We start from the raw sequence: 22,124 nt of genomic DNA on the forward strand, positions 1-22,124 counted from the left end.
GCATTTACAAACCAATACATGTCATTCGAACGGTAAAATGAAAAAATTAACGAAGCTACTTGCGTTGGTCATGCTCCCGTTGTTGTTTTCGGGTTGTGGCGGCCAGCGCCATAACGATGATGGACCACGACGGCTGGAGTTGTTTTTTCTTGGCCATGCGAGTAAACATCATGATTCGGAGTTGTTGGCCGGTATATTGGCGCAGGAGTATTTCCCCGACGGGATAAACATTACCTATTCGGTGGACCCCGAGGACTTGACGCGTAAGGATCTCAAGCGGTACGACGGACTTATTCTCTATGCCAACCATGACTCCATTAGCCCTGCGCAGGAAAAGGCATTATTGGATTATGTGGCCTCGGGCAAAGGGTTTATTCCGCTGCACTCGGCTTCCTATTGCTTCCGCAATTCACCGGAGGTGGTGGCGTTGACCGGGGGGCAGTTTAAGCACCATGGCGGCGGAACTTTTTCAGCCGAGGTGATCAGGCCTGATCACCCGGCCATGGAGGGGGTGACCGCCTTTGAGACGGAATGGGACGAAACCTACGTACATGACCACATCGCCGACGATATCGTGGTGCTGATGGAGCGGATGGACAGCGCGGGCCGCGAGCCTTACACCTGGGTGAAAGAGTATGGCAAAGGCCGGGTGTTCTATACTGCCTTTGGTCATGACGAGCGCACGTTCCGCAATCTCGGTTTCCTCCAACTGATCAAAAGCGGTATCCGCTGGGCGGTCGGCGACGAAGCGGTGGCCAAGATGGATGCCTATACCGTTGCCCAACCACAATACGAGGAGGGCCGTATGCCGAACTACGAACGCCGCGATCCGCCGCCGCGGTATCAGCTGCCGCTTAGTGCGGAGGAGTCGCAGACGCTGATCCAGGTGCCTGTTGGCTTCAAACTGGAGCTTTTTGCCAGCGAGCCCGATATCCGGAAGCCCATCGCCATGGAGTGGGATGAGCAGGGGAGGTTGTGGATTGTGGAGACGGTCGATTACCCCAATACGGTGCGTAATGACAAAAGCGTGGGGGATGACCGCATTACCATCTGCGAAGATACCGACGGCGACGGCAAGGCGGATAAGTTCACGGTTTTTGCCGAAGGATTAAACATCCCCACGTCGTTTACTTTTGCCAATGGCGGTATCATCGTTGCGCAGGCACCCGAATTCTTGTTTCTCAAAGATACCGACGGCGACGACAAGGCCGACGTACGGGAAGTGCTGATCAATGGCTGGGGCACGTTCGATACGCATGCCGGCCCGTCGCACCTACAGTACGGGTTGGACAATAAAATATGGGGAACTGTAGGGTATTCGGGGTTTGAAGGTACCATCGGTGGAAAGCCCTTCAAGTTCGGCGCAGGGGTATATCAATTCGCTCCCGGCGCCGAGCACTTCGAGTTTCTGGGCAGTACCACAAACAACACATGGGGACTCGGCTTTTCGGAAGAATTTGATGTCTTTATATCCACGGCCAATAATGAACATAGCGACTTCTTCGCCATACCGGCGCGGTATTATGAAAAGGCAAACCTGCATGAGCGGGGCATTGAAAAGATCGATGGCCATTATGGCATGCATGTGCTTACCAAGGAGTTGAGGCAAGTAGATGTGCATGGTGGATTCACCGCTGCCGCAGGGCATGCCCTGTATACCGCGCGTGCGTTTCCGGAGGAATACTGGAACCGGGTGGCATTCATTGCCGAGCCGACGGGAAGGCTGGTGCATCGCCACGTGCTAGAGCCAGTAGGCGCTGGGTTTAAAGAGAAAGGCGACGGTTGGAACATGGTGGCGAGTTCGGACAACTGGTTCGGACCGGTAGCTGCCAAGGTAGGACCCGATGGCGCTGTATGGATATTGGACTGGTACAACTTTGTTATTCAACACAACCCTACGCCGGATGGCTTTGACAACGGCGAGGGGAATGCTTACATCGATCCCCTTCGTGACAATACCAGGGGGCGCATCTACCGGTTGGTTCATGAAGACGCCAAACGGTACACGCCTGTGAAGTTAAACCCCGATCGGCCGGGCACATTGGTCGATGCACTGGCGAATGATAACATGTTCTGGCGGCTTACGGCCCAGCGGTTGCTGGTCGAGGCGGGCGACACCGAAGTGGCGGCCGACCTGTACGACCTGATCCGAGATGAATCGCTGGACGAGGTGAATACCAATGGACCAGCGGTACACGCGATATGGACCCTGCATGGATTGGGTTTGCTGGATGGCCATGACCAGGAGAGTCTGGCGGTGGTTGCCGGGGCATTGAAGCACCCCGCTGCCGGTGTACGACGGGCGGCAGTACAGACGCTCCCGATTAACCATGAGGGCGTGGTGCAGCAATTGCTCGCCGCGGGCGTAACCAGGGATCCCGATCTGCGTGTGCGTTTGGCGGCGTTCCTCGCGCTATCGGATGCAGCGCCATCGGCGGAGGTCGGCAGGGCGGTTTTCGACGCTGCGCAGCAATCTGAAAACACCGAAGATAAATGGATTTCACATGCGTTACTCATTGCCCGGGCAGCGCATCGACAAGCAATCGCGGGTGAACATCTCCGGGAGATCGGTCGCCCCGCCCACTCGGATGCCGACGGGTCATTGGAAGACCATATTGTTGCCGGTGCGGCTGATCAGACCATCACCATTAAGGCTGTCATCGGCGAAATGAAGTACGATATCACCCATTTCACCGCCAGGGCGGGACAGACATTGAAGATCATTTTTGACAACCCCGACCACATGCAGCACAATATGCTGGTATTGAAGCCCGGCAGTTTGGAGCGGGTGGGCGCAGCCGCCGATGTGTTGGCGCAAAAGCCCAACGGCGTGGAAATGCAATATATTCCCTCTACATCGGACGTTTTGTTCAGCACGCCGCTGGTCAACCCCGAGGGGCGGTACGAGCTGATACTTACCGTACCCGACACACCGGGCGACTATCCGTACGTGTGTACCTTCCCTGGCCATTGGCGCATCATGCATGGCGTGATGCAGGTAGTGCAATGACGGGAATGCCGGTCTGGAGCTCTCCCGGGGGGAGGTTGATGTACGCGGCGCAACGCGCGACAAAAATTATAGTTGGTTGTTTTATATGCCGATTTTCCTATTATCTTTGTGGAATAGGCATTACTAACCTGATTTTAAAATAATGATAGAAAAAGCAAGTAAGTCCATTGCTGTTGTCCTCGCCCTAGCGGGTGTGTGGGCTTGTAATCCCCCTCAGGAACAATCGTCGGCTACCGACGCATCATCTGTTTTGACCGTTTCGCCGGCCGATTTCCAAGCTGAGATCGATGGCGACTCCGTTAGCTTGTATACGTTGACCAATGGTGAGGTGGTCGCTGCGATTACCAATTACGGGGCCCGTGTGGTGAGCCTGCATGTTCCCGATCAACATGGAGATCTTGTTGACGTGGTGTTGGGTTATGAAGGTCTGCCAGCATACCGGCAACCGGGTGATGGGTTTTTCGGCGCCGTTGTAGGTCGGTACGGCAACCGCATTGCCAAAGGCCAATTTGAGCTGGGGGGTGAACACTACCAGTTGGAAATCAATAATGGTCCAAATTCCCTGCATGGCGGTACCAACGGATTTTTCTCTAAGGTTTGGGAAGTGAAGCATGTGACCGACAGCAGCCTTGAGTTGCAATACCTTTCGCCCGATGGTGATGCTGGTTATCCCGGAACGCTGGAAGCGACCGTGGTTTATACGGTCACATCAGATAATGGCTTGGAACTTGCCTACCATGCAACAACGGATAAGGCAACGGTGGTCAACCTAACCAACCATGCGTATTTCAATCTTAGCGGTGAGGGTGATAGTACCATCTTGGATCACCTGTTGACCGTGCGTGCCGATGGGTATACGCCGGTCGACGAGACATTGATCCCCACGGGCGAAATTGCCGCTGTTGAAGGCACTCCCTTTGATTTCCGGCAGCCCACAGCGATAGGTGCGCGTATCGACGCTGCCGATGGGCAGCTGTTGCTCGGTGGAGGGTATGACCATAACTTTGTGGTGAAGAAAGACCCTGGCCTGCAGCTGGTGGCAACGGTAGAAAGTCCCAAGACCGGTATTGTGATGGATATCCTGACGGAAGAACCCGGCTTGCAGTTCTATAGTGGCAACTTCATGGATAACATACAGCACGCCAAGGGAGGCAAAGTATACGGCTACCGCTCGGCGTTTTGTTTGGAAACCCAGCATTTTCCCGATGCCCCGAACCATCCGGATTTCCCGTCCACGGTATTAGAGCCAGGCAGTGAATACGCTACCAAGACTGTGTACCGGTTTAGGTAACCTCATTCGGTAAATTACCCTTTCTAGGGTGTTTCCGATGATTCGAGCAATTCGTTTTTGACGTATCGGTAGCTTTGTGCAATGCTTTCAAAAGGGGGTATCATGATGACATCCTGCTCTACAAAAGCATATTGCAGGCCCGCTGTTTTCGCCTCGTCCATGATGTGCTTAAAATCGATACTCCCGGTTCCTACCTCGGCATATGTGATGCTGTCGACGATTTCCATGAACGGCTTCGTATCATAATCGCCCCCGATAATGGTCTCCGAATGGTGTTGATCCATATCTTTGATATGCCAGAGGGGAAAGCGTCCCGGGTATTTCTCGAAATATGCGGCGCTATCTGTTTCTGATTTCTCGCTCCAGAACAAATCCAATTCGAAGGCGACCAGTTCTTTGTCGGTATTTTCGAGAAGAATATCCATCCCCCTGCTGCCGTCGGCGAGCGTGCGGAATTCCCAAAAATGATTATGATAGCCAATCTTTAGGCCCGATCTGGCCGCGAGTTCGCCACCGCTATTGAGTTGGTCGGCCATGAAGCGGTAATTATCGGGTGTTAGTGTGTCAATCAGCAAAATCGGCGGCACGGGCGCAATCAGGTAATGTTGCCCCAGCGTAGCGGCGGTATCGATATAAGCTTTTAGCGCATCTTGGTTGCCATCGCCGGGTGTGAGAAAGGCACCTAGGTCGTAATGGCCACTGTATGTTTTCAAGTGATGGTCGCTGAGGTGCGACGACAACGTCTGTGCGTCTAGCCCCCAGAATGTAACCTTGCCGTCGTCACCGATTAATGCGTCGAAGGTCTCCACATGGTTGTACCCGATTTCGGCCACACGGGCAATGGTAGCAACCGCATTGGTGGCCACTTGGTCGCGCAGCGTATAGAGCTGCAGACCGATTTCGGTCAGGGTGGCCGTTGATTTCCTTTGCGGTGCGCATGAAGCAAGGAGCGAGGGGCTCAAATAAGCGGCAGCCATGCCTATTCCCGCTTGCTTCAAGAATGTACGTCTGTTGTTCATCGTTGGATTTTTATCCAGCTAATGTAAACGTTTGAGCCGGTAAATAAAAATCACAGCTTCCGCTAAGAATCGATATTTTCTTTAATATTACAGTACCGAGATGTCTTTTTGCTTAAAGCCTTGCAAATTGTAATCGCTGGGATCTAATTCCGTAATGAGGTAGTCTATGGCAGCAGCGTCACATATATTCAGCCATTTTGCCGTATTCAGTTTTTCAGAGATGCTTAAGACAGCACTTTTTTTCGCAGATCGTATTAATGCTTTTTTCACCTGTACAATCTCCCAATCATGATCAGTGAGGCCCTCTTCGAACGAAAATGCGTTTGCACCCAGTAAGCACAAATCTGCTTTGATATCGGAAAGTTGGTTTACGACACTGGCTCCCGTGTATAAGTTGGCATTCTTAACGAGCTTGCCGCCAATACCGATTACCGTTATATTCTCATGCTGGGTTAAGGTAATCGCGACTTGGGGGCTTATGGTGATGAATGTTGCTTTCATGCTATTGGGTATGATTTTCGCCAGCTCGGTAATGGTTGTGCCGCCCTCGGTGAGCACAATCATGTTATTCTTGATGAGTGAGACGGTTTTTTCGGCAATTTTTCGCTTGGCCTCTAGCGCATAAACCGTAGAATCGTTGTTAAATGGAGAACCGAACGATTTGCTGATCGCCCCACCATGCACTTTGATGACTTTACCGTCTTTTGCAAGTTCATGCAAGTCCCTTCGGATCGTGTCGTCGGATACTTTCAATTGCTCACTGAGTTCCACTGAAAAAACCTTGTTATGAAGATCGATCTCCCTAAGAATGATTTCTTGTCTTTTGTTTTTTCTCATGATGGTTGGTTAAAGTGAAGCGAACGAAAAAGAATTTATTTTGATGTTAACCTACGGTTATCCGCAAATATACATCATATTCCTTAAGTATTGCGACATTTACGACCTGGAATGGTTAAAGCAAACGCCCGGAGGCGGCATACGTAAGAGGTGACGGTATCGTGAAATTCTATTTACGGGTTTTTTGCGTTTTTATTTGTTAGTATTGTTTTATTTGCTGATATTGCGCTGTGTTTACAGCATAAAAGGAATGCGTAGGCGGTTTAAATGCAGGTTTGATGACGGTATCTGATCGAGGTCAATGTTTTTCGAGTCGCTTTACGCTATACATTCGTAATATTGATAACCACAAAAGTTTTATAAACCTAGTTCGTTTTAAATATGAAACCATCATGATTTATTCAATCACACAGAGGAATGAATAAATCTGATAGCTTCATCACCATTAAAAAATAAATGATATACAGATGAAAAATACGTTAAATCGCCGGGGCTTCATTCACCAGGCAGGAGTCATCGGATCGGGATTCGCTTTATTAGGTGGATACCCGCTTTTGGCAATAGCCAAGAGGGAAGGGGGCAAACCGGCTCTTTTGGGAGGGGCAAAGGCTGTGCAGAGCGGATTTTCGCGTTGGCCAATTTATGATAAGACCGAAGAGAATGCTATTGTTGCGGTGTTGAAGAGCAATAAGTGGGGGCGTCTGCAAGGGGCGGTGACGGCAAATTTCGAAACGGCCTATGCTAACCTATTGGGCGTTGGCCATAGCCTGGGTGTATCAAGCGGTACCGCAGCCTTGACAACGATCCTCGGTGCCCTGGATGTCGGTCCCGAAGACGAAGTGATTATGCCGATATATACGTTTATAGCAACCTACAACGTGATTGTGCTGAATTATGCGTTGCCGATATTCGTCGACACCGATGTGGAAACTTTCCAGATCGACGCGAATAAAGTCGAAGGTGCTGTCACGTCGAATACGAAAGCCATCATGCCGGTACATATCGGTGGGTCTCCGGCAAACATCGATCGTTTTTTGGAGATCGGTGATAAAACGAATCTGCCGATCATTGAAGATGCTTGCCAAGCTCATCTGGCGGAATGGCGGGGCAAGAAAGTGGGGTCGTTCGGTTTGGCGGGAGCTTTTAGTTTCCAATCTTCCAAAAACCTGAATTGTGCCGAAGGCGGAGCGGTGACCACCAATGATGAAAGCTTCGCAAAACGTTGTTATAATTTCCATAATCAGGGCCAGGGTGGAAGAGGAACGTCCTACGGTACCGGGGTAGGTACCCGTGGAAGCAATTTAAGGCTAACCGAGTTCCAAAGCGGGTTGTTGTTGGCTCAAATGACCCGTTTAGAAGAGCAATCCCGGCTAAGGCACGAGAATGCGAAATACCTGACGAGCCTGCTGGAAGAAATACCGGGTATTGAACCGGCCAAGCTCTACGAGGGTACAGACCGGTCTGCATACCATTTGTATATGTTCCGGTATTTGAAAGAGCATTTCGACGGATTGAGTAGAGCGCAATTCCTGAAAGCACTCGCGGCCGAAGGCATTCCCTGTTCTTCCGGATACACCTCGATGAATAAAGGAGACTATGTGAAAAGCCTGGCAACCAATAGACATTACATCAAGATTTACGGCAAAAAGAAAATGCATAACTGGTTGGAACAAAATCAATTTCCGCAAAATGACATCATTGCCGAGGAACAAGGAGTTTGGTTTGTCCAGACCGTATTGTTGAGTTCGCGTAAGCATATGGAGCAGATTGCCGAAGCGATCATGAAGATAAAAAAATACGCGAACGAACTTAAAGCAGTCTGAATTTTTTTGCTATTTGATATGAGTATTCGTATTACAGAAAGCCCTTCTTCGTATAGACACCTGGAGGAGAAATCCATACAGGAGATCACTGCATCTATTAACGGAGAGGATGAAAAGGTGGCTCCCGCTATCCGGGAAGCATTGCCCCAGGTGAATGAACTGATTGCGGCTATTGTTGATAAAATAAAGCAGGGGGGGCGTCTATTCTACATCGGAGCCGGTAGCGGCGGCAGGCTTTCCGTACTGGATATTATTGAACTGCCTACAACCTATGGCATACATAAAGGTGTTTTTAATGTGATCCTGGCCGGCGGTATGAACCGTTTGACGGAGGCACGGGAGGAGAAAGAAGACGACCGCGAAGAAGGTTGGACGAAGTTGGTGGAAGCCGGCGTGAGCAACAAGGATATTCTTGTGGGTGTGTCAGCGAGTGGAACAACGCCTTTCGTCCATGAGTCATTAAAAACAGGTAAACGCGAAGGGGTGACCACCGGTTGTATTGTCAGTAACCCGTCTTCTCCCATCGCAGCGTTATCAGACTACCCCGTGGAGGTGATTACCGGACCGGAATTTATTACCGGTAGTACCCGTATGAAGTGCGGGACAGCCCAAAAAATGATTTTTGATATCATCAGTACGACAACAATGATCCAATTGGGAAGAGTAGAGGATAACAGTATGGTACATGTGGCATTGATCAATGATAAGATTATGGATAGAGCCGTCCGAATGCTTCAGGAGAAATCAGGATTGGAAGATTATGAAGAAGCTAAACGTGTTTTGTTGGAACACGGTAGTGTGAAGAACGCATTGACGGCATTGGCTTCAGGCAATGTTAAATCCAAAGGCTCCGTCTGGTAACTGAAAAAGTAAAAAATAAACAGATGAAAAACAACAGACTGTCTAGGCGTGGGTTTATCGGGAAGACCGCTATGATGGGGGCTGGTATTGCCTTAGCGCCATCGTTGATGGACGCCTCGATGGTGCAGGATAAACCGGCTATCCTGGGTGGTAAAGCCGTAAGGAACAAGCCATGGGCCAAATGGCCGCTTTGGAAGCCTGAAACAGATGAAAAACGGCTGTTGGAGGTTATGAGGAGCGGCGTATGGTCACGGAATAAGGTGGTAGCTGAGTTTGAGCAGGCGTGGGCAAATGCCACTGGGGCAAAGCGTTGCCTTACCGTGGTGAACGGTACCAATGCGCTTATTACCGCGATGGTTCAACTGGGTATTGGTGCTGGGGATGAAGTGATTCTCTCTCCTTATACTTTTATTGCGTGCTCGGCAGCTATTTTGGCCACAGGGGCCATACCCATTTTTGTGGATGTTGATCGGGAGACATTCCAGATCGATCCGGCTAAAATCGAGGAACGTATTACTGATCGGACGAGAGCCATTATGGCGATTCACATATTGGGGTTGCCTTGCGATATGCCAGCCATACTTGATATAGCCCGCAAGCACGACTTATTGGTGTTGGAGGATGCTTGTCAAGCGTGGCTTGCCGAAATCAATGGGCAGAAAGTAGGTACGTTTGGAAATGCGGGATGCTTCAGCTTCCAGAACTCGAAAAGCATGGCCATAGGCGAGGGCGGCGCGATTGTCAGCAATGATGATAGGTTCATGGATCGATGTTTTTCTTACCATAATTTTGGTACCCCCTATGGGACGGTTTCCAATCCCGGTACGCATGGGCCGGTGATGATGGGTACTAAACTGAGGTTGACCGAATACCAAGCAGCTATTGGTTTGTCCCAACTGACGCGTTTGGAGGAAGAAACGAGGGTGAGGACCGAAAACGCAAATTACCTGCACGACCTAATCAAGGAAATCCCCGGTATTATGCCCTATCGATTGTACGATCACGTCACTCGTGCGGTATTCTTCTTGTTTCCATTCCGCTACCAACAGAACCAATCGCATGGATTGACCAGGGAAGGCTTTATCGAAGCCCTCCGGGCCGAAGGAATCCCCTGTTCCAGCGGATATGCACCATTGAATAAAATGCCCTATTTAGCCCATGCTTTTCAGACCAAAAACTTCAAACGGATGTATACGGCAGAAGAGTTGGATATCGATGTATACAATAGACGGAACCATTGCCCCGAAAATGACGCGCTCTGCGATAAAGAAGCGGTATGGTTTACGCAAAATATGCTCTTAGGGCCGCGGTCGGACATGGAAGAAATCGCATTTGCCATGGAGCGTATTCAGCGGAACGCCGCCCGAATTGCCCAACAACGCTAACAGAGTTTTGATATTTTGCGGTTTTACGACTCGTATTTCGCTTTTTCTGCGCAAATAGAGAAAAAAATCATAAAAACATTGCATTATTAAAATAGTTTATCTACTTTTACGTTGTAAAACCGCTTATAAACCGCATATTGAATTTTAGGGTTTTACTTATTGTGTGTATGGTTTGTTGAAAGAGCGCGGAGTAGTCGCTTTAAAATTCGAAACCGATTGGTTGGCCATTTAAAAACTTGGAAGTCAAGCAGGGAGCGCTTGGTAAGCTTAGATAGGTGATCCATTTTCAAAATGCTATAAATTATGAAAAGTAAATACAACATCAATTAGTCGCATACACAGCTTTGCGATAGCCAAATTATAGGTCGACCGGTTTGATACATCGGTTTACATAACTATTTAAACCCACAATAACTATAAATTATGAAAGGTAAAATCTACAAATGTGTGGTTCTTGTACTGATTGCCTTGTTACCGTCTGCGTGGCTTGCCGGAAAGGTAAGTGCCGATCCGGTTGCCTCTTGGTTGCAGGAGCGAACAATCACCGGTCGCATTATGAATGCGGAAGAGGCGGGAATAATCGGCGCAAGTATCAAGATCAAAGGGACAAGTGTTGGTACGGCCTCGGATTTAAATGGCAACTTCTCGTTGACGGTTCCGAATGACGATGTCATATTGGAGATCAGCTCGGTAGGGTGGGTGTCGCAGGAAGTGCCTATCAGAGGACTGAAGGAAGTCCGTGTCACGTTGGAAGAAGCAACCGAGGGCATGGACGAAGTGGTCGTTACCGCTTTCGGTGCGGTGCAGAAAAAAGAAAGCGTCGTGAGTGCAATTTCGACCATTAATCCTGCGCAGCTGCGCGTTCCTTCGAGTAACCTGACACAAGCGTTTGCAGGCCGGATGTCTGGTGTAATCGCTTACCAACGGTCGGGCGAGCCGGGGTTGGACAACGCGGAGTTCTTCATCCGGGGGATTACCACATTCAGTACCGGGGGTAAACGGGACCCATTGATCCTGATCGATGGGATCGAGATGAGCACCAATGATCTGGCTCGGCTGAATGTGGATGATATTGAGTCTTTTTCTGTGTTGAAAGATGCCAGTGCAGCGGCGTTATACGGCGCGCGCGGCGCCAATGGGGTCATCCTGGTTACCACCAAAGTGGGGAAGGCCGATCGGCTGACCATGAATGTCCGGGCCGAGCAGACGACTTCCATAAACACGAAATTGGTTGAGTTGGCAGACCCCATCACGTACATGCGCCTCCACAACGAAGCGGTGCGTACCCGGGACGCGGAGCGGTTACTTCCCCACCGTCTGGGCGATATCTATGAGACCGAACGGGGTTCGGATCCGATAAGATACCCCAACGTTGATTGGTACGACTATCTGCTGAAAGACCACGCGACCAACCGGCGCGTTAACCTCAATCTCACTGGCGGGGGGCAGTCTGTACAGTATTACTTGGCAGCGGGCTACCAGAATGACCAGGGTATTTTGAAGGAAACCGAAAAGAACCTGTTTGACAACAACATCAACATCGACCGTTTGCAAATCCGTTCCAATGTGACCATTCGGTTTGCGCCGAATACGACCGGGGTTGTACGTGCCTATGGATCGTTTGACGACCGTACTGGGCCCAATGCGAGGACTACTGATTACAAGGGGAAGACCATATCCGGGGGTGCCGCTGTGTTCCACTGGGCACGCAATGCTACTCCAGTTAAGTTCCTGCCCTACTATCCGGCCGATGCGACTTACAACGGTGTGCAGCATACCTTATTCGGCATGGGGCCAGAGCTCGGCGAATACGTCAACCCCTTGGCTCAGGTTGTCAGCTCAAATCAGGAATCGAAAGAATCTACGATGCTTTTGCAGCTGGAGATGGAACACAAGTTCCTCGGAGCGTTGGAGGGGCTAACGGTCCGGGGAACGTTCAACGCCATGCGCAAAGCCTATTATGCATTGGAGCGAAACTACCGACCGTTTTTCTATACCCCCATGACGACCATTGATGGCTCCTATCGACTTCAGGCCCTCAATCCGGATACGGGTACAGAGTATTTAATTTACGCAGGCGATTCAAGGTCTGTTAATGCGACGCAATATGGCGAACTCCGTTTGTCGTACAACAAGTTGATCAATGACGTACACGACATCAACGCTTTGGTGGTCGGAACCATGCGGAACGAAACCGGAACATTGAATTTTTCGAGGGTGTATGACGACAACAATGCGACATCCGATCCGATCCAGGCTTCGCTGCCCATGCGGAATATTTCGACAGCGGCACGGGTGGCTTACGGTTACGATTCCCGTTATTTCGTCCAAGTGGATGTCGGGATTAACGGGACTGAGCGTTTTGCTGCGAGAAACCGATGGGGTGTTTTTCCTACCATTGGTGTTGGCTGGGCGATCCACAACGAGCGTTTCATGTCAAATTCGCAGGAGCTCATCTCGAACCTGAGGTTGCGCGGTACGTATGGTCGCGTAGGGAACGATGCTATCGGACACGTCAATGATCGGTTCTTTTACCTTTCCCAGGTCAATATGAGCGGGCCAGGATATTGGTTTGGCTTACCCGGGGGCGGTAATATCGATTATTGGCGGACGGGTATACAGATTGACCGTTATGCGAACGAATTGATTACCTGGGAAATCGCTACTAAATCCAATATCGGTTTGGAAATCGGTTTGTTTAATAATGCGTTTACCCTCAATTCGGATTATTTCTGGGAAACCCGGGAGAACATCCTTCAGACACGTCCGGATATACCAACCAGTATGGGCTTGCGGACGATTCCGCAGGCCAACCTCGGCATTGCGTCGGGTAAGGGTTTCGAGACCGAGATGAAATACGAGAAGAACTTCAGCAGTGATGTTTGGCTGTTGATGAACGCGAATTTTACATACGCTACTGCCAAATACAAGTACATCGAAGAGGCGGATTACAGCGATGTGCCCTGGCGTTCGTCTATTGGAAGGAAACTTAACCAGCCGATGGGGTATATTGCCGAGCGCCTGTTTATTGATGAAGAGGAGGTGAATAACTCCCCCAGTCAATTCAGTGGCCAATACCTGGCTGGGGATATCAAGTACAAGGACATCGACGGGGACGGTCTGGTCAACCAGGATGATATGGTGCCAATTGGGTACCCAACGGTACCGGAGATCATCTATGGGGGTGGTTTTACCTTTGGATACAAGGCGTTTGACGTCAGTGTGTTTTTCCAGGGATCCGCCCGCTCGTCGTTCTTCATCGAACCGGCTGCTGTTACGCCGTTTGTCAATCAGGGCCAACGTGGCTTGCTGAAATATATTGCGGAGGACCACTGGTCTGAAACCAACCGGGACATTTATGCGTTCTGGCCCCGGTTGTCGGATTACAGCATTGCTAACAATAACCATGAGAGTACCTATTGGATTCAAAACGGTGCGTTCGTTCGGCTTAAACAGGCAGAAGTTGGATATACGCTACCGCAGCACTTTACGAATCGGTACCACATCAATTCCTTACGGGTCTATGCCAGCGGTACTAACTTAGCCCGTTGGTCGCATTTCAAGATGTGGGATCCCGAGATGGCCGGTAACGGTTTGGGGTACCCCCTCCAGCGGGTGTTTAACCTTGGCGTGAGCGTTGGTTTTTAACGAGGACTGAAAAGTAATATGATATAACGATGAAGAGTTGTAGAAAAATAATAGCACTCACTGTCCTGATGGGCATGATGGGATGTGATTTTCTGGACGTAGTACCGAATGACACGGCAACACTGGACCATACATTTTCGAACCGTTCGGTGATGGATAAGTTCCTGCGGACCGTGTATTCCTACCAACCCGACCCCACCCATCCGCACCATTACCCATCCTATTTCACCAGCCGCGATGAGTATGACTGGCGGACGGACACGCGGGCGGGCAACCTGCCTGCTGGCCAGATTTCCCAAGGGAACCAGAACGCAAGCACGCCCTATCTGGATTATTGGTCGGGCCGCAATGGTGGCAAGCCCATGTACGAAGCGATCCGGGCTTGCAATATTTTCCTGGAAAACGCACACACCCCCCAGGATATCGATGAGGAGGAACGGAAAAAATGGATTGCCGAAGCCAAGTTCCTGAAGGCATATTATCATTTTTTCCTTATGAAACTTTATGGGCCTATTGTCATTGTACGCGAAAACATACCACTGGGTGCCACCACTGAGGAGGTTATGGTGTATCGTGAACCGATCGATGAAGTGGTCAGCTATATTGTAGAGTTGATCGACGAAGCCGTGCCCGATTTACCGCTGGCCATTCAGAACCCATCTGCCGAGCAAGGGCGTATTTCGCAGGTGATCGCCTTGGGTATCAAAGCCAAGGTACTGGCGTGGGCCGCTAGCCCCTTGTTTAACGGAAACCCCGACTATGCCGGATGGATAGATAACCGGGGTGTACAATTGATTCCGTCGATACACGACCCCGCCAAATGGGAAAGGGCAGCGGAGGCGACACTGGCTGCTATCGAGGCAGCGCACGCCGCAGGCTACCGGCTCTATGAATTCAATAAATTTGCCCAGCCAGGTACCTTTGCGATGAGCGATACACTAGTGACCATGATGACGGTCCGCAAGTCCATTACAGAGGCTATCGATCGAAATACGGGGGTAATCTGGGCGACCCAAGAGCAGTTCGCCAACGGTAAAGGCGGGCCTGGATTGAGTATTTTAGGCAACATGCTGGCAAGCACCTTTCAGTTTTTGTATGCTACGGACCAACCGCTTCTAATCAATTACATGTCGGCTTCTTGGCATATGGGCAATCTATTTTATAGCAATAACGGGGTGCCCATTGAAGAGGATCGATTTTTTGATTACGCCAACCGGAATAACCCACGGCGTGCTACGCCGGGGGATAACCACGCGGCCTACATCGCCACGGGCGAGGTAACAGCCTCCAAGCACTTTAATCGTGAGCCGCGGTTTTATGCCAACCTCGGTTTTGACCGTGGCTTTTTTGAATTGCTTTCCACTACAGAGGACGGAGGAAAGACCTTCGCCCCATTCATCAAGAGCCGTCCCAATGAGATCGGCCCGGCTGCGGGGCACTCTGCCTATACGCCCAAAAAAATCCATGCTTACGAAACCACCGGAAGCGAGGGAGTTACCGGACGTACGTACCGGCAACATAATTACCATTTCCCCTTGCTCCGTCTGGCCGATTTATACTTGCTCTATGCAGAAACGCTGAACGAAATCAAAGCGCAGCCAGATCCCGAGGTGTATTATTGGATTGATACGATCCGGGCGCATGTAGGGCTGAAAGGGGTTGTGGAATCCTGGCGGGAAGCAGCATATAACGCGGAGGCGCCAAGCAACAAGAACGAGATGCGCCGGATTATTCAGAAGGAACGCCTCATTGAGCTGGCCTTTGAAGGGCAACGTTACTGGGACATACGCCGTTGGAAAACTGCCGAGCAGTACTGGACGTTGCCCCCCACCCGATGGGGCGATGGCGGCGTCAATAATTCAGACGAGGCATTCTATGTGCCTACGGTATACAGTACGATACGACGACAGGTTACGTTCCGGGATTACCTGTTCCCGATCCATATAAGTGACCTACGGACAAATACCAATCTGGTACAGACCTACGGATGGTAGGCATGTTTTAAGAATTAGTAACATGTTAAAGCGTTTTACAATGAAAAAATATAACTTAATACTGATATTCATTTCGGTGCTGGGTCTCTTCCTCGGATGCAAGGAGTTGGATGACCGGCGTCCAGACGGCGGGGACTGGGGTTCTGAAGCATTAGAAGGGTACGAAATCACACCTATCAATGGCGGGGCCGAAATCCGTTACAATATACCTGATGACCCGGACATTTTGTATATCATGGCGGAGTACGAGCGGAACGGTCGGACATATACCGAAAAGGCTTCCGTGCATACCAACTTGTTGACCATTGAAGGCTTTCACCGGGTAGACCGGGTAAAAGCGACACTGTATAAGGTCAACCGGGAGGAGAAACGGTCCGACCCGGTGGAAATCGAGTTCGAGCCGCTGGAGTCGCTGATCGATATCGGGGTTAGTTCCCTGGAGATGGTACCCGGTTTCGGTGGTATCGTTGCCAGCTGGGAAAACCCGCAGTCAACGGAATTGGGTGTACGGTTTATGAAAGTGGCGACGGATGGCGAGGTGGATTATGATGAGATGTATTTCACCACATTGGAAGAGGAGCGCCGCGCATTCAGAGGCTTTGACCCCGAGGAATCGACATTTGCCATTTCTTTTGAGGACAAGTGGGGCAACGTTTCTGACACGACCTATCTAACGGTTACCCCCTTTTATGAAACGATGATACCCAAGCCCTATGCGGATTTCCGGGGGAATATCCCCTATGACAATACCACCGATTTGTCAGGGCGTACCACAGCTACCCTTTGGGATGGCGTTGTGAACACGAGTCGGCATGGGTGGCTCACGAACCCGTCGGGTAGCGGATTGTCCATGACTTTCGATATGCAGCAGGTAGCCAAGCTTAGTCGTATTGTTATCCACGGTTATCACATTAATTCAGTTTATGGGCAGGTCAATATCACAAAATTTGAATTGTGGGGTACGGATGAGATCGATGGTGACCGCTTTGCCGACCGCCCGTATTGGTTGGATGAGACCAGTGTGCGTAACAGCGCGATCCATGGAGTGGACAACACAACGGTGCTGCCAGACCAAACCTTTAAGGAGGATTGGGAGTATCTGGGCTGGCATGAAATTCCCCGCTATGACCGTATGGTGCCGCCCGATCCGCAGGGTGTATTAAACTTGTCGGCCAATGGAACGGAATACGAAATGCCAATCGATGCCAAACCCGTGCGGTATATCCGGCTTTTCGTCCGTGAAGCTGCCGGCGTCATGCCGCCGCCCTCCAATAATTATTTCTCTATGGGCGAAATAACGTTCTATGGGGATAATACGGCAGCGGCGCAGAATGAGCAGCAATAACATGGATAACGATAATGTTAAGGCCTTTGGCGATGGTTTGCCTACGGCGTTAGCTGATCATTGAAGATTAAAGAGAAACTGATGAAAAAGATTACGAAATTATTCTCCCCGGCCTGGGGGCTTCTAGCATCCTTGCTTTTCGTGTTGTCATCATGCGACAAAATGAATGATATCCAGCAGGAATATGCCGAGCGGACGGAGAAGGTGTATCTGGGGAAAGTGGACTCTATCGAGTACAATCCTGGTTTTGGCCGGGCAAAAATCACTTGGTACATCAGTGCCGACCCCAAGATTGAACAGACAATTATCTATTGGAACATGCGGCAGGATTCCCTCGTAAAAGAGGTTGTTCGTAGCGAATCAGGCGTATATAAAGATTCAGTCATCTTAGAGAACCTGCCCGAGGGCAGCACCCTGTTTGAGTTCCGTAACGTGAATGATCGAGGCGAGTATTCCCTCTATTCCTCTGCCTCGGTGTCCGTGTGGGGTTTGGAATTTGGCGACGGGCTGCGAGCCCGCAGGTTGCAGGCCTTTGACTATGATTACCAGCAAGCCATTTATAACCTAACCTTATCCCCTTCGGCGATAGGAGACAGTGTGTTGTTCTCTGAGATTACATATATCAACAATCTCTCGGTCGAAAAGACGGTTAAGATTGAGCGAGACATCAATGAGGTGGCCTTGGCCGACTTTCCCGATGGGGGCGATTTCCAGTTCCGTACGGTTTTCTTCCCACCCCAGGGCATTGACACGGTCTACAACGACTTCCAAACGTTCGAGGGGCCGACCGTGGTGTCCGACAAAGGAGTGGAAATTGCACTGCAGGGAAATATGGAAAGCAAGTACTTTGGCAAGTACGGGGAGTTGTTATACGAATGGAATGCCAATGGCGATTTGATTGAATATGCCATTGGTGCGAATGGAGAATTAAGCCAATCCGCGTCGTATCCCATGCTCGCACCCAGGACAACCTACCGGGATTTTTTCTTTTACGATGACGATAAGTTTATCGGGATAACCACAGGTAATGGAGTAGCCATGGTGCAGTTTGAAAATGGTGCGCTGAGTCAGGTAGGAGCGGCAACATTCGGGTCAGGCTTTGGTTTTCCCCAATTCCTGCCGACGCGGGGCTTCTTCTTTTCCCGGTCCGATGCCGGCGCACTACAAACTTGGGTTGCCCGGAACGACGCTACTTGGGGTACACCCAACGGTACGAACCGGGGCGATGGATACGAAACATATGGCATAATGACTGTATTCAATCATGAAGTGCTGTTGGCGGTGGATGAGAATGGATACCTGTGGAGTGTCCCATATTCGGTGAGTGGTACGCTGGGATCCAGAAGTCGGGTTGGGAGCGGCTGGGGCCGGTTTGAAAAGATATTCAGCGTGGGTACGGCATTGTATGGCATGGAAGCCGACGGTGATTTTTATGTGTTTAACGACTTTAATGTCATGGAAACCTTTTTGGTGGTAGATTAAGGATGATAATGCGATTTTCACCCACTTGGCGGAAGTGCTCACAACGATGGCTTTTCATTTTCTCCCTCCTTGTTTCTGCTTGGAGGGTAAGTGCACAGGTTGCGCCATTCGGGATAGATTCCATTCCGGTGGTCAATGGGAAAATCGTATTCCAAGCCGAGTTTGTGACGGATATGGACCAGGCGACGGTACGGAACAGGGTAAGTTTATATTTGAACGACGTCTTAAAGCCACACACGGGTACGGTTTACGTGAATAACGATAACCATATCCGGTGCAGGATAACAGACTATATTAACATTAGCGCAAGTTTGTTGCAGTCTGTCGGCATGTATATGACTTACGATTTGAGTTTACAATACAAGAATGGAGGGTGGACCATGCTTATTTGGGACATCCTGTATGTAGAGAAGCAATATTACGAAGCCCAGGAGGTCTCAAAACGTAAGCTAGATATACCGCAATACTCGGCAGAAGATATTATATTGGGCAATCAGTACAAATTAATTCTGATAAAGAACGCTTCAAAGCGCATTGCCGAATCATCGATTGAACGAATAAATGGGATTGTACGGGACTTGGATGTACTGTTTTCCGAAAAGGGTTGAAAGGGACGCCGAAGAACGAATGACCAAATTACAAGCAGCATTTTCAAGAAAGGATACAGATGAAAGAGTTTAGTCGCCGAAAGTTTATTGGAAAAGTGGGGCATGGAACACTTGCCGCCCTTGCCACATCAGCATTGCCCATATATGCATCGGGTTTTTCTAAAGATGCCAGTAAACCGGCGGTATTGGGTGGCACGGCAATACGCCATAACAAAACATGGCCACGATGGCCATTTGTGGATGAGAAGATGGTCGAAAGCATCGTCAAAACAACCAAAAGTGGGATTTGGAGCAGGATACAATCCAAGACGGGTACAGTACCTACTTTCGAGAAGCGGTTTGCAGAACTGATCGGTTCGGCATATTGCGTGGGCACCGGCTCGGGCACCCAAGCGCTCAGTACCTGTATAGAAGCGTTGAATATTGGTCCCGGAGACGAAGTGATCACTTCGCCGTACACCGATTTCGGTACCATCTCGGCTATTTTGACGAGCCGCGCATTGCCGGTATTGGTTGATCTGGACCCCGAATCGTTCCAGCTCGACCCTGATGAGGTAGAACGGTCTGTCAACGCGAATACGAAGGCCATCATGCCGGTACATATCATGGGGTTACCGGCCAATATGGAGCGGATTATGGGCATTGCCCGGAAACATCGTCTAAAAGTCATCGAGGACGCCTGCCAAGCTCCGTTTTCGAAGTACCAGGGCCAGGCTGTTGGATTGATCGGTGATTTAGGATGTTTCAGCTTTCAGGCGAGCAAGTCTATCGCTGCCGGTGAAGGTGGAGCAATCGTAGGGAATGATGAGCGATTGATGGACGAATGTTACACCGTGCAGAATCGGGGTACATCTAAGGCAGGTGCCAACGAACGGATAGGTCCAAAATACCGTATGAACGAATTTGAAGGTGCCATATTAATGGGCCAATTGGACAAGGTTAAGGAACGCTTTGAAACCCGGAATTCGAATGCGGAGTACTTGAACGAAAAGTTAAAAGACTTTCAGGGTGTTATTCCTCAAAAGCAATACCCCGGCACAGAAAGTGGCGCTTATTACAATTATGCGATGCGGTACGATAAAGCTTTCTTTGATGGATTGGAGCGAAGCCAGTTCCTAAAGGCGATACAGGCAGAAGGGGTTCCCTTCACATCATATATACGAAAAGGGTTGCATAAAGACAGCTGGGTGGATACCATTCTGGCGCAACGTGTGTATCAGCAGTTTTTTAGTGACCAACGGCTGAAGGACTATCGGGAAGCATTATATCTACCCAAGTGCGATGAAATCACCGACGAGACACTGATTGCTTTCTGGGCGTCGGGCGTACTACTGGGTAGCCGGAGTGATATGGATGATATTGTAAACGCCATCATCAAAGTGTACGAAAACAGAGCATCATTGAAAAAGGTATAAACAATGCAATACATCATTATTTCATGGTTAAGGATCACGCTGCTTTTTGCAGTGACGGCCTTGATGTCTACACCTGTTTTTTCCCAACCCGGCGATTCGCTCATTCCACCTCATCCATCAGCTGATCTTGTATCGGTTAGCACATTTGATGTTGATGCCACCCCACCGGTGGGTAGCTATCTCACCTACGATGTGATGACCCATACATGGGATATGGGGCTCCGGGCAAGAGGAGTTGTCATTTCGGGGGCGGGGGACCCCATCGTACTATGCTCGGTAGATTGGATAGGGATTGCCAATGAGGGGCAGGATGAGTTCAAGCGTGTTTTGGCGCTCGCAGCCGGCACGACACCCGACCGTGTAGCCGTCCACACCGTGCACCAGCACGATGCACCTACCTGTGATTTCGGGGCCGAAGCGTTGTTGCTCTCCAAAGGACTGGACCCGATTAATTATGAAGGAACCTTTGCGCGCCAAGTGCTGAAACGGCTCGAACGTGCGGTTCAACAAGCCATGGAGCACCCCCAGCGGGTTACTCACGTGGGCTTGGGGTCATCGTTTGTACATCAAGTCGCATCCAACCGACGCATTCTCGATGAGCATGGCAAGGCGACCATCAGCCGTACATCAGCTACCGCACGTGCAGACATCAGGGCCTATCCTGAAGGGATTATTGATCCGGAGGTGTCGTTGATCAGTTTTTGGGACGAAGATAAGCCAGTCGCAGTACTTAGCTATTATGCCTGCCATCCGCAGAGCTATTACCGTACGGGTACGGCCAATCCTGATTTTCCGGGGATTGCCCGGTTCATGCGGCAAATGGCGGTGCCCGAAGCACTGCATGTGCATTTCAATGGCGCGGGTGGCGATATCACGGCAGGGAAATACAACGACGGGTCAAAGGCTAACCGGCTTGAATTGGCGAAACGACTAGCCGCAGGGATGGAACGCGCTTGGGAAAATACAGAACGGAGCCCGCTAACGCCCAGCGACATCGGCTGGGCATCGACCCCGCTGAAGTTGCCCATTGCACAGACGGCCATTGCTCTTGAAGACGAACTGGCCGACCATAACCCTATTTTCCTGGCCAACAATGTATATAAACTGGTGCTTGCCAAACGGCAGGAACGGGGGCTGTTCATTCCACTTTCGTGCCTCAAGCTGGGGCGCGCCAGGATATTACATCTTCCTGGCGAACCGTTGGTGGCGTTCCAACTTGCTGCCAAAAAGATGCGGGAAGATTTGTTTGTAGCGGTGGCTGGGTATGGCGACTATGGTCCGGGATATATCTGTCCCGCCTCGGCCTATGAGGAAGGAGGCTACGAAGCTGGGCCGGCATCGGGTGTCACGCCAGAGGCCGAAAAGGTAATGATGGCGGCAATGGAGAAGCTATTGAAAGATTGACC

The 22,124-nt window shown here is 50.3% G+C and carries 14 protein-coding genes; 12 read left to right on the forward strand and 2 right to left on the reverse strand.

Annotated features, from left to right (window positions below; translation table 11 throughout):
- The first annotated feature begins 37 nt into the window (after positions 1-37).
- Positions 38-3,010 (forward strand): PVC-type heme-binding CxxCH protein, encoded by a 2,973-nt coding sequence (locus U9S71_RS01575; protein WP_326324708.1) that lies wholly within the window; start codon positions 38-40, stop codon positions 3,008-3,010.
- 142 nt (positions 3,011-3,152) lie between these two features.
- A complete protein-coding gene (locus U9S71_RS01580; RefSeq protein ID WP_326324709.1) occupies positions 3,153-4,301 on the forward strand; it encodes an aldose epimerase family protein in 1,149 nt (382 codons plus the stop codon).
- 23 nt (positions 4,302-4,324) lie between these two features.
- Here the strand turns inward: U9S71_RS01580 and U9S71_RS01585 are convergent, their stop codons facing one another.
- Positions 4,325-5,320: a sugar phosphate isomerase/epimerase family protein gene (locus U9S71_RS01585; RefSeq protein ID WP_326324710.1), complete on the reverse strand. Its 996-nt coding sequence runs from the start codon at positions 5,318-5,320 to the stop codon at positions 4,325-4,327.
- 87 nt (positions 5,321-5,407) lie between these two features.
- On the reverse strand, positions 5,408-6,157 hold the full coding sequence (locus tag U9S71_RS01590; RefSeq protein WP_326324712.1) for a DeoR/GlpR family DNA-binding transcription regulator: 750 nt from the start codon (positions 6,155-6,157) through the stop codon (positions 5,408-5,410).
- 467 nt (positions 6,158-6,624) lie between these two features.
- On the opposite strand from U9S71_RS01590, the gene U9S71_RS01595 reads away from it, so the two are divergent.
- The 10 genes from U9S71_RS01595 to U9S71_RS01640 all read left to right on the forward strand — a co-directional run bounded on the left by U9S71_RS01595 (position 6,625) and on the right by U9S71_RS01640 (position 22,122).
- The gene (locus U9S71_RS01595; protein ID WP_326324714.1) at positions 6,625-7,980 is read left to right on the forward strand and encodes a DegT/DnrJ/EryC1/StrS family aminotransferase; all 1,356 of its coding nucleotides are present in this window, start codon (positions 6,625-6,627) and stop codon (positions 7,978-7,980) included.
- An 18-nt stretch (positions 7,981-7,998) separates the two neighbouring features.
- Complete coding sequence (locus U9S71_RS01600) at positions 7,999-8,841, forward strand: N-acetylmuramic acid 6-phosphate etherase (protein ID WP_326324716.1); 843 nt, start codon at positions 7,999-8,001, stop codon at positions 8,839-8,841.
- Positions 8,842-8,864: 23 nt separating this feature from the next.
- Positions 8,865-10,226, forward strand: a complete 1,362-nt coding sequence (locus U9S71_RS01605) for a DegT/DnrJ/EryC1/StrS family aminotransferase (protein ID WP_326324717.1) — start codon at positions 8,865-8,867, stop codon at positions 10,224-10,226.
- A gap of 423 nt (positions 10,227-10,649) precedes the next feature.
- On the forward strand, positions 10,650-13,874 hold the full coding sequence (locus U9S71_RS01610) for a SusC/RagA family TonB-linked outer membrane protein (RefSeq protein ID WP_326324719.1): 3,225 nt from the start codon (positions 10,650-10,652) through the stop codon (positions 13,872-13,874).
- Between the two features lie 29 nt (positions 13,875-13,903).
- Positions 13,904-15,868 carry a RagB/SusD family nutrient uptake outer membrane protein gene (locus tag U9S71_RS01615; protein WP_326324721.1) on the forward strand — a complete coding sequence of 655 codons (1,965 nt, stop codon included), beginning with the start codon at positions 13,904-13,906 and terminating at the stop codon, positions 15,866-15,868.
- 40 nt (positions 15,869-15,908) lie between these two features.
- Entirely contained in the window at positions 15,909-17,213 is a 1,305-nt protein-coding gene (locus U9S71_RS01620; RefSeq protein WP_326324723.1) for a DUF5126 domain-containing protein, read from the forward strand.
- 81 nt (positions 17,214-17,294) lie between these two features.
- Positions 17,295-18,695 carry a DUF4998 domain-containing protein gene (locus U9S71_RS01625; protein ID WP_326324724.1) on the forward strand — a complete coding sequence of 467 codons (1,401 nt, stop codon included), beginning with the start codon at positions 17,295-17,297 and terminating at the stop codon, positions 18,693-18,695.
- An 8-nt stretch (positions 18,696-18,703) separates the two neighbouring features.
- A complete protein-coding gene (locus U9S71_RS01630) occupies positions 18,704-19,303 on the forward strand; it encodes a DUF4468 domain-containing protein (protein ID WP_326324726.1) in 600 nt (199 codons plus the stop codon).
- A gap of 59 nt (positions 19,304-19,362) precedes the next feature.
- Positions 19,363-20,718: a DegT/DnrJ/EryC1/StrS family aminotransferase gene (locus U9S71_RS01635; protein ID WP_326324728.1), complete on the forward strand. Its 1,356-nt coding sequence runs from the start codon at positions 19,363-19,365 to the stop codon at positions 20,716-20,718.
- Between the two features lie 3 nt (positions 20,719-20,721).
- A complete protein-coding gene (locus U9S71_RS01640; protein ID WP_326324730.1) occupies positions 20,722-22,122 on the forward strand; it encodes a hypothetical protein in 1,401 nt (466 codons plus the stop codon).
- Positions 22,123-22,124 lie beyond the last annotated feature (2 nt).

This window comes from Parapedobacter flavus (genome assembly GCF_035818675.1).
GTDB lineage: Bacteria > Bacteroidota > Bacteroidia > Sphingobacteriales > Sphingobacteriaceae > Parapedobacter > Parapedobacter flavus.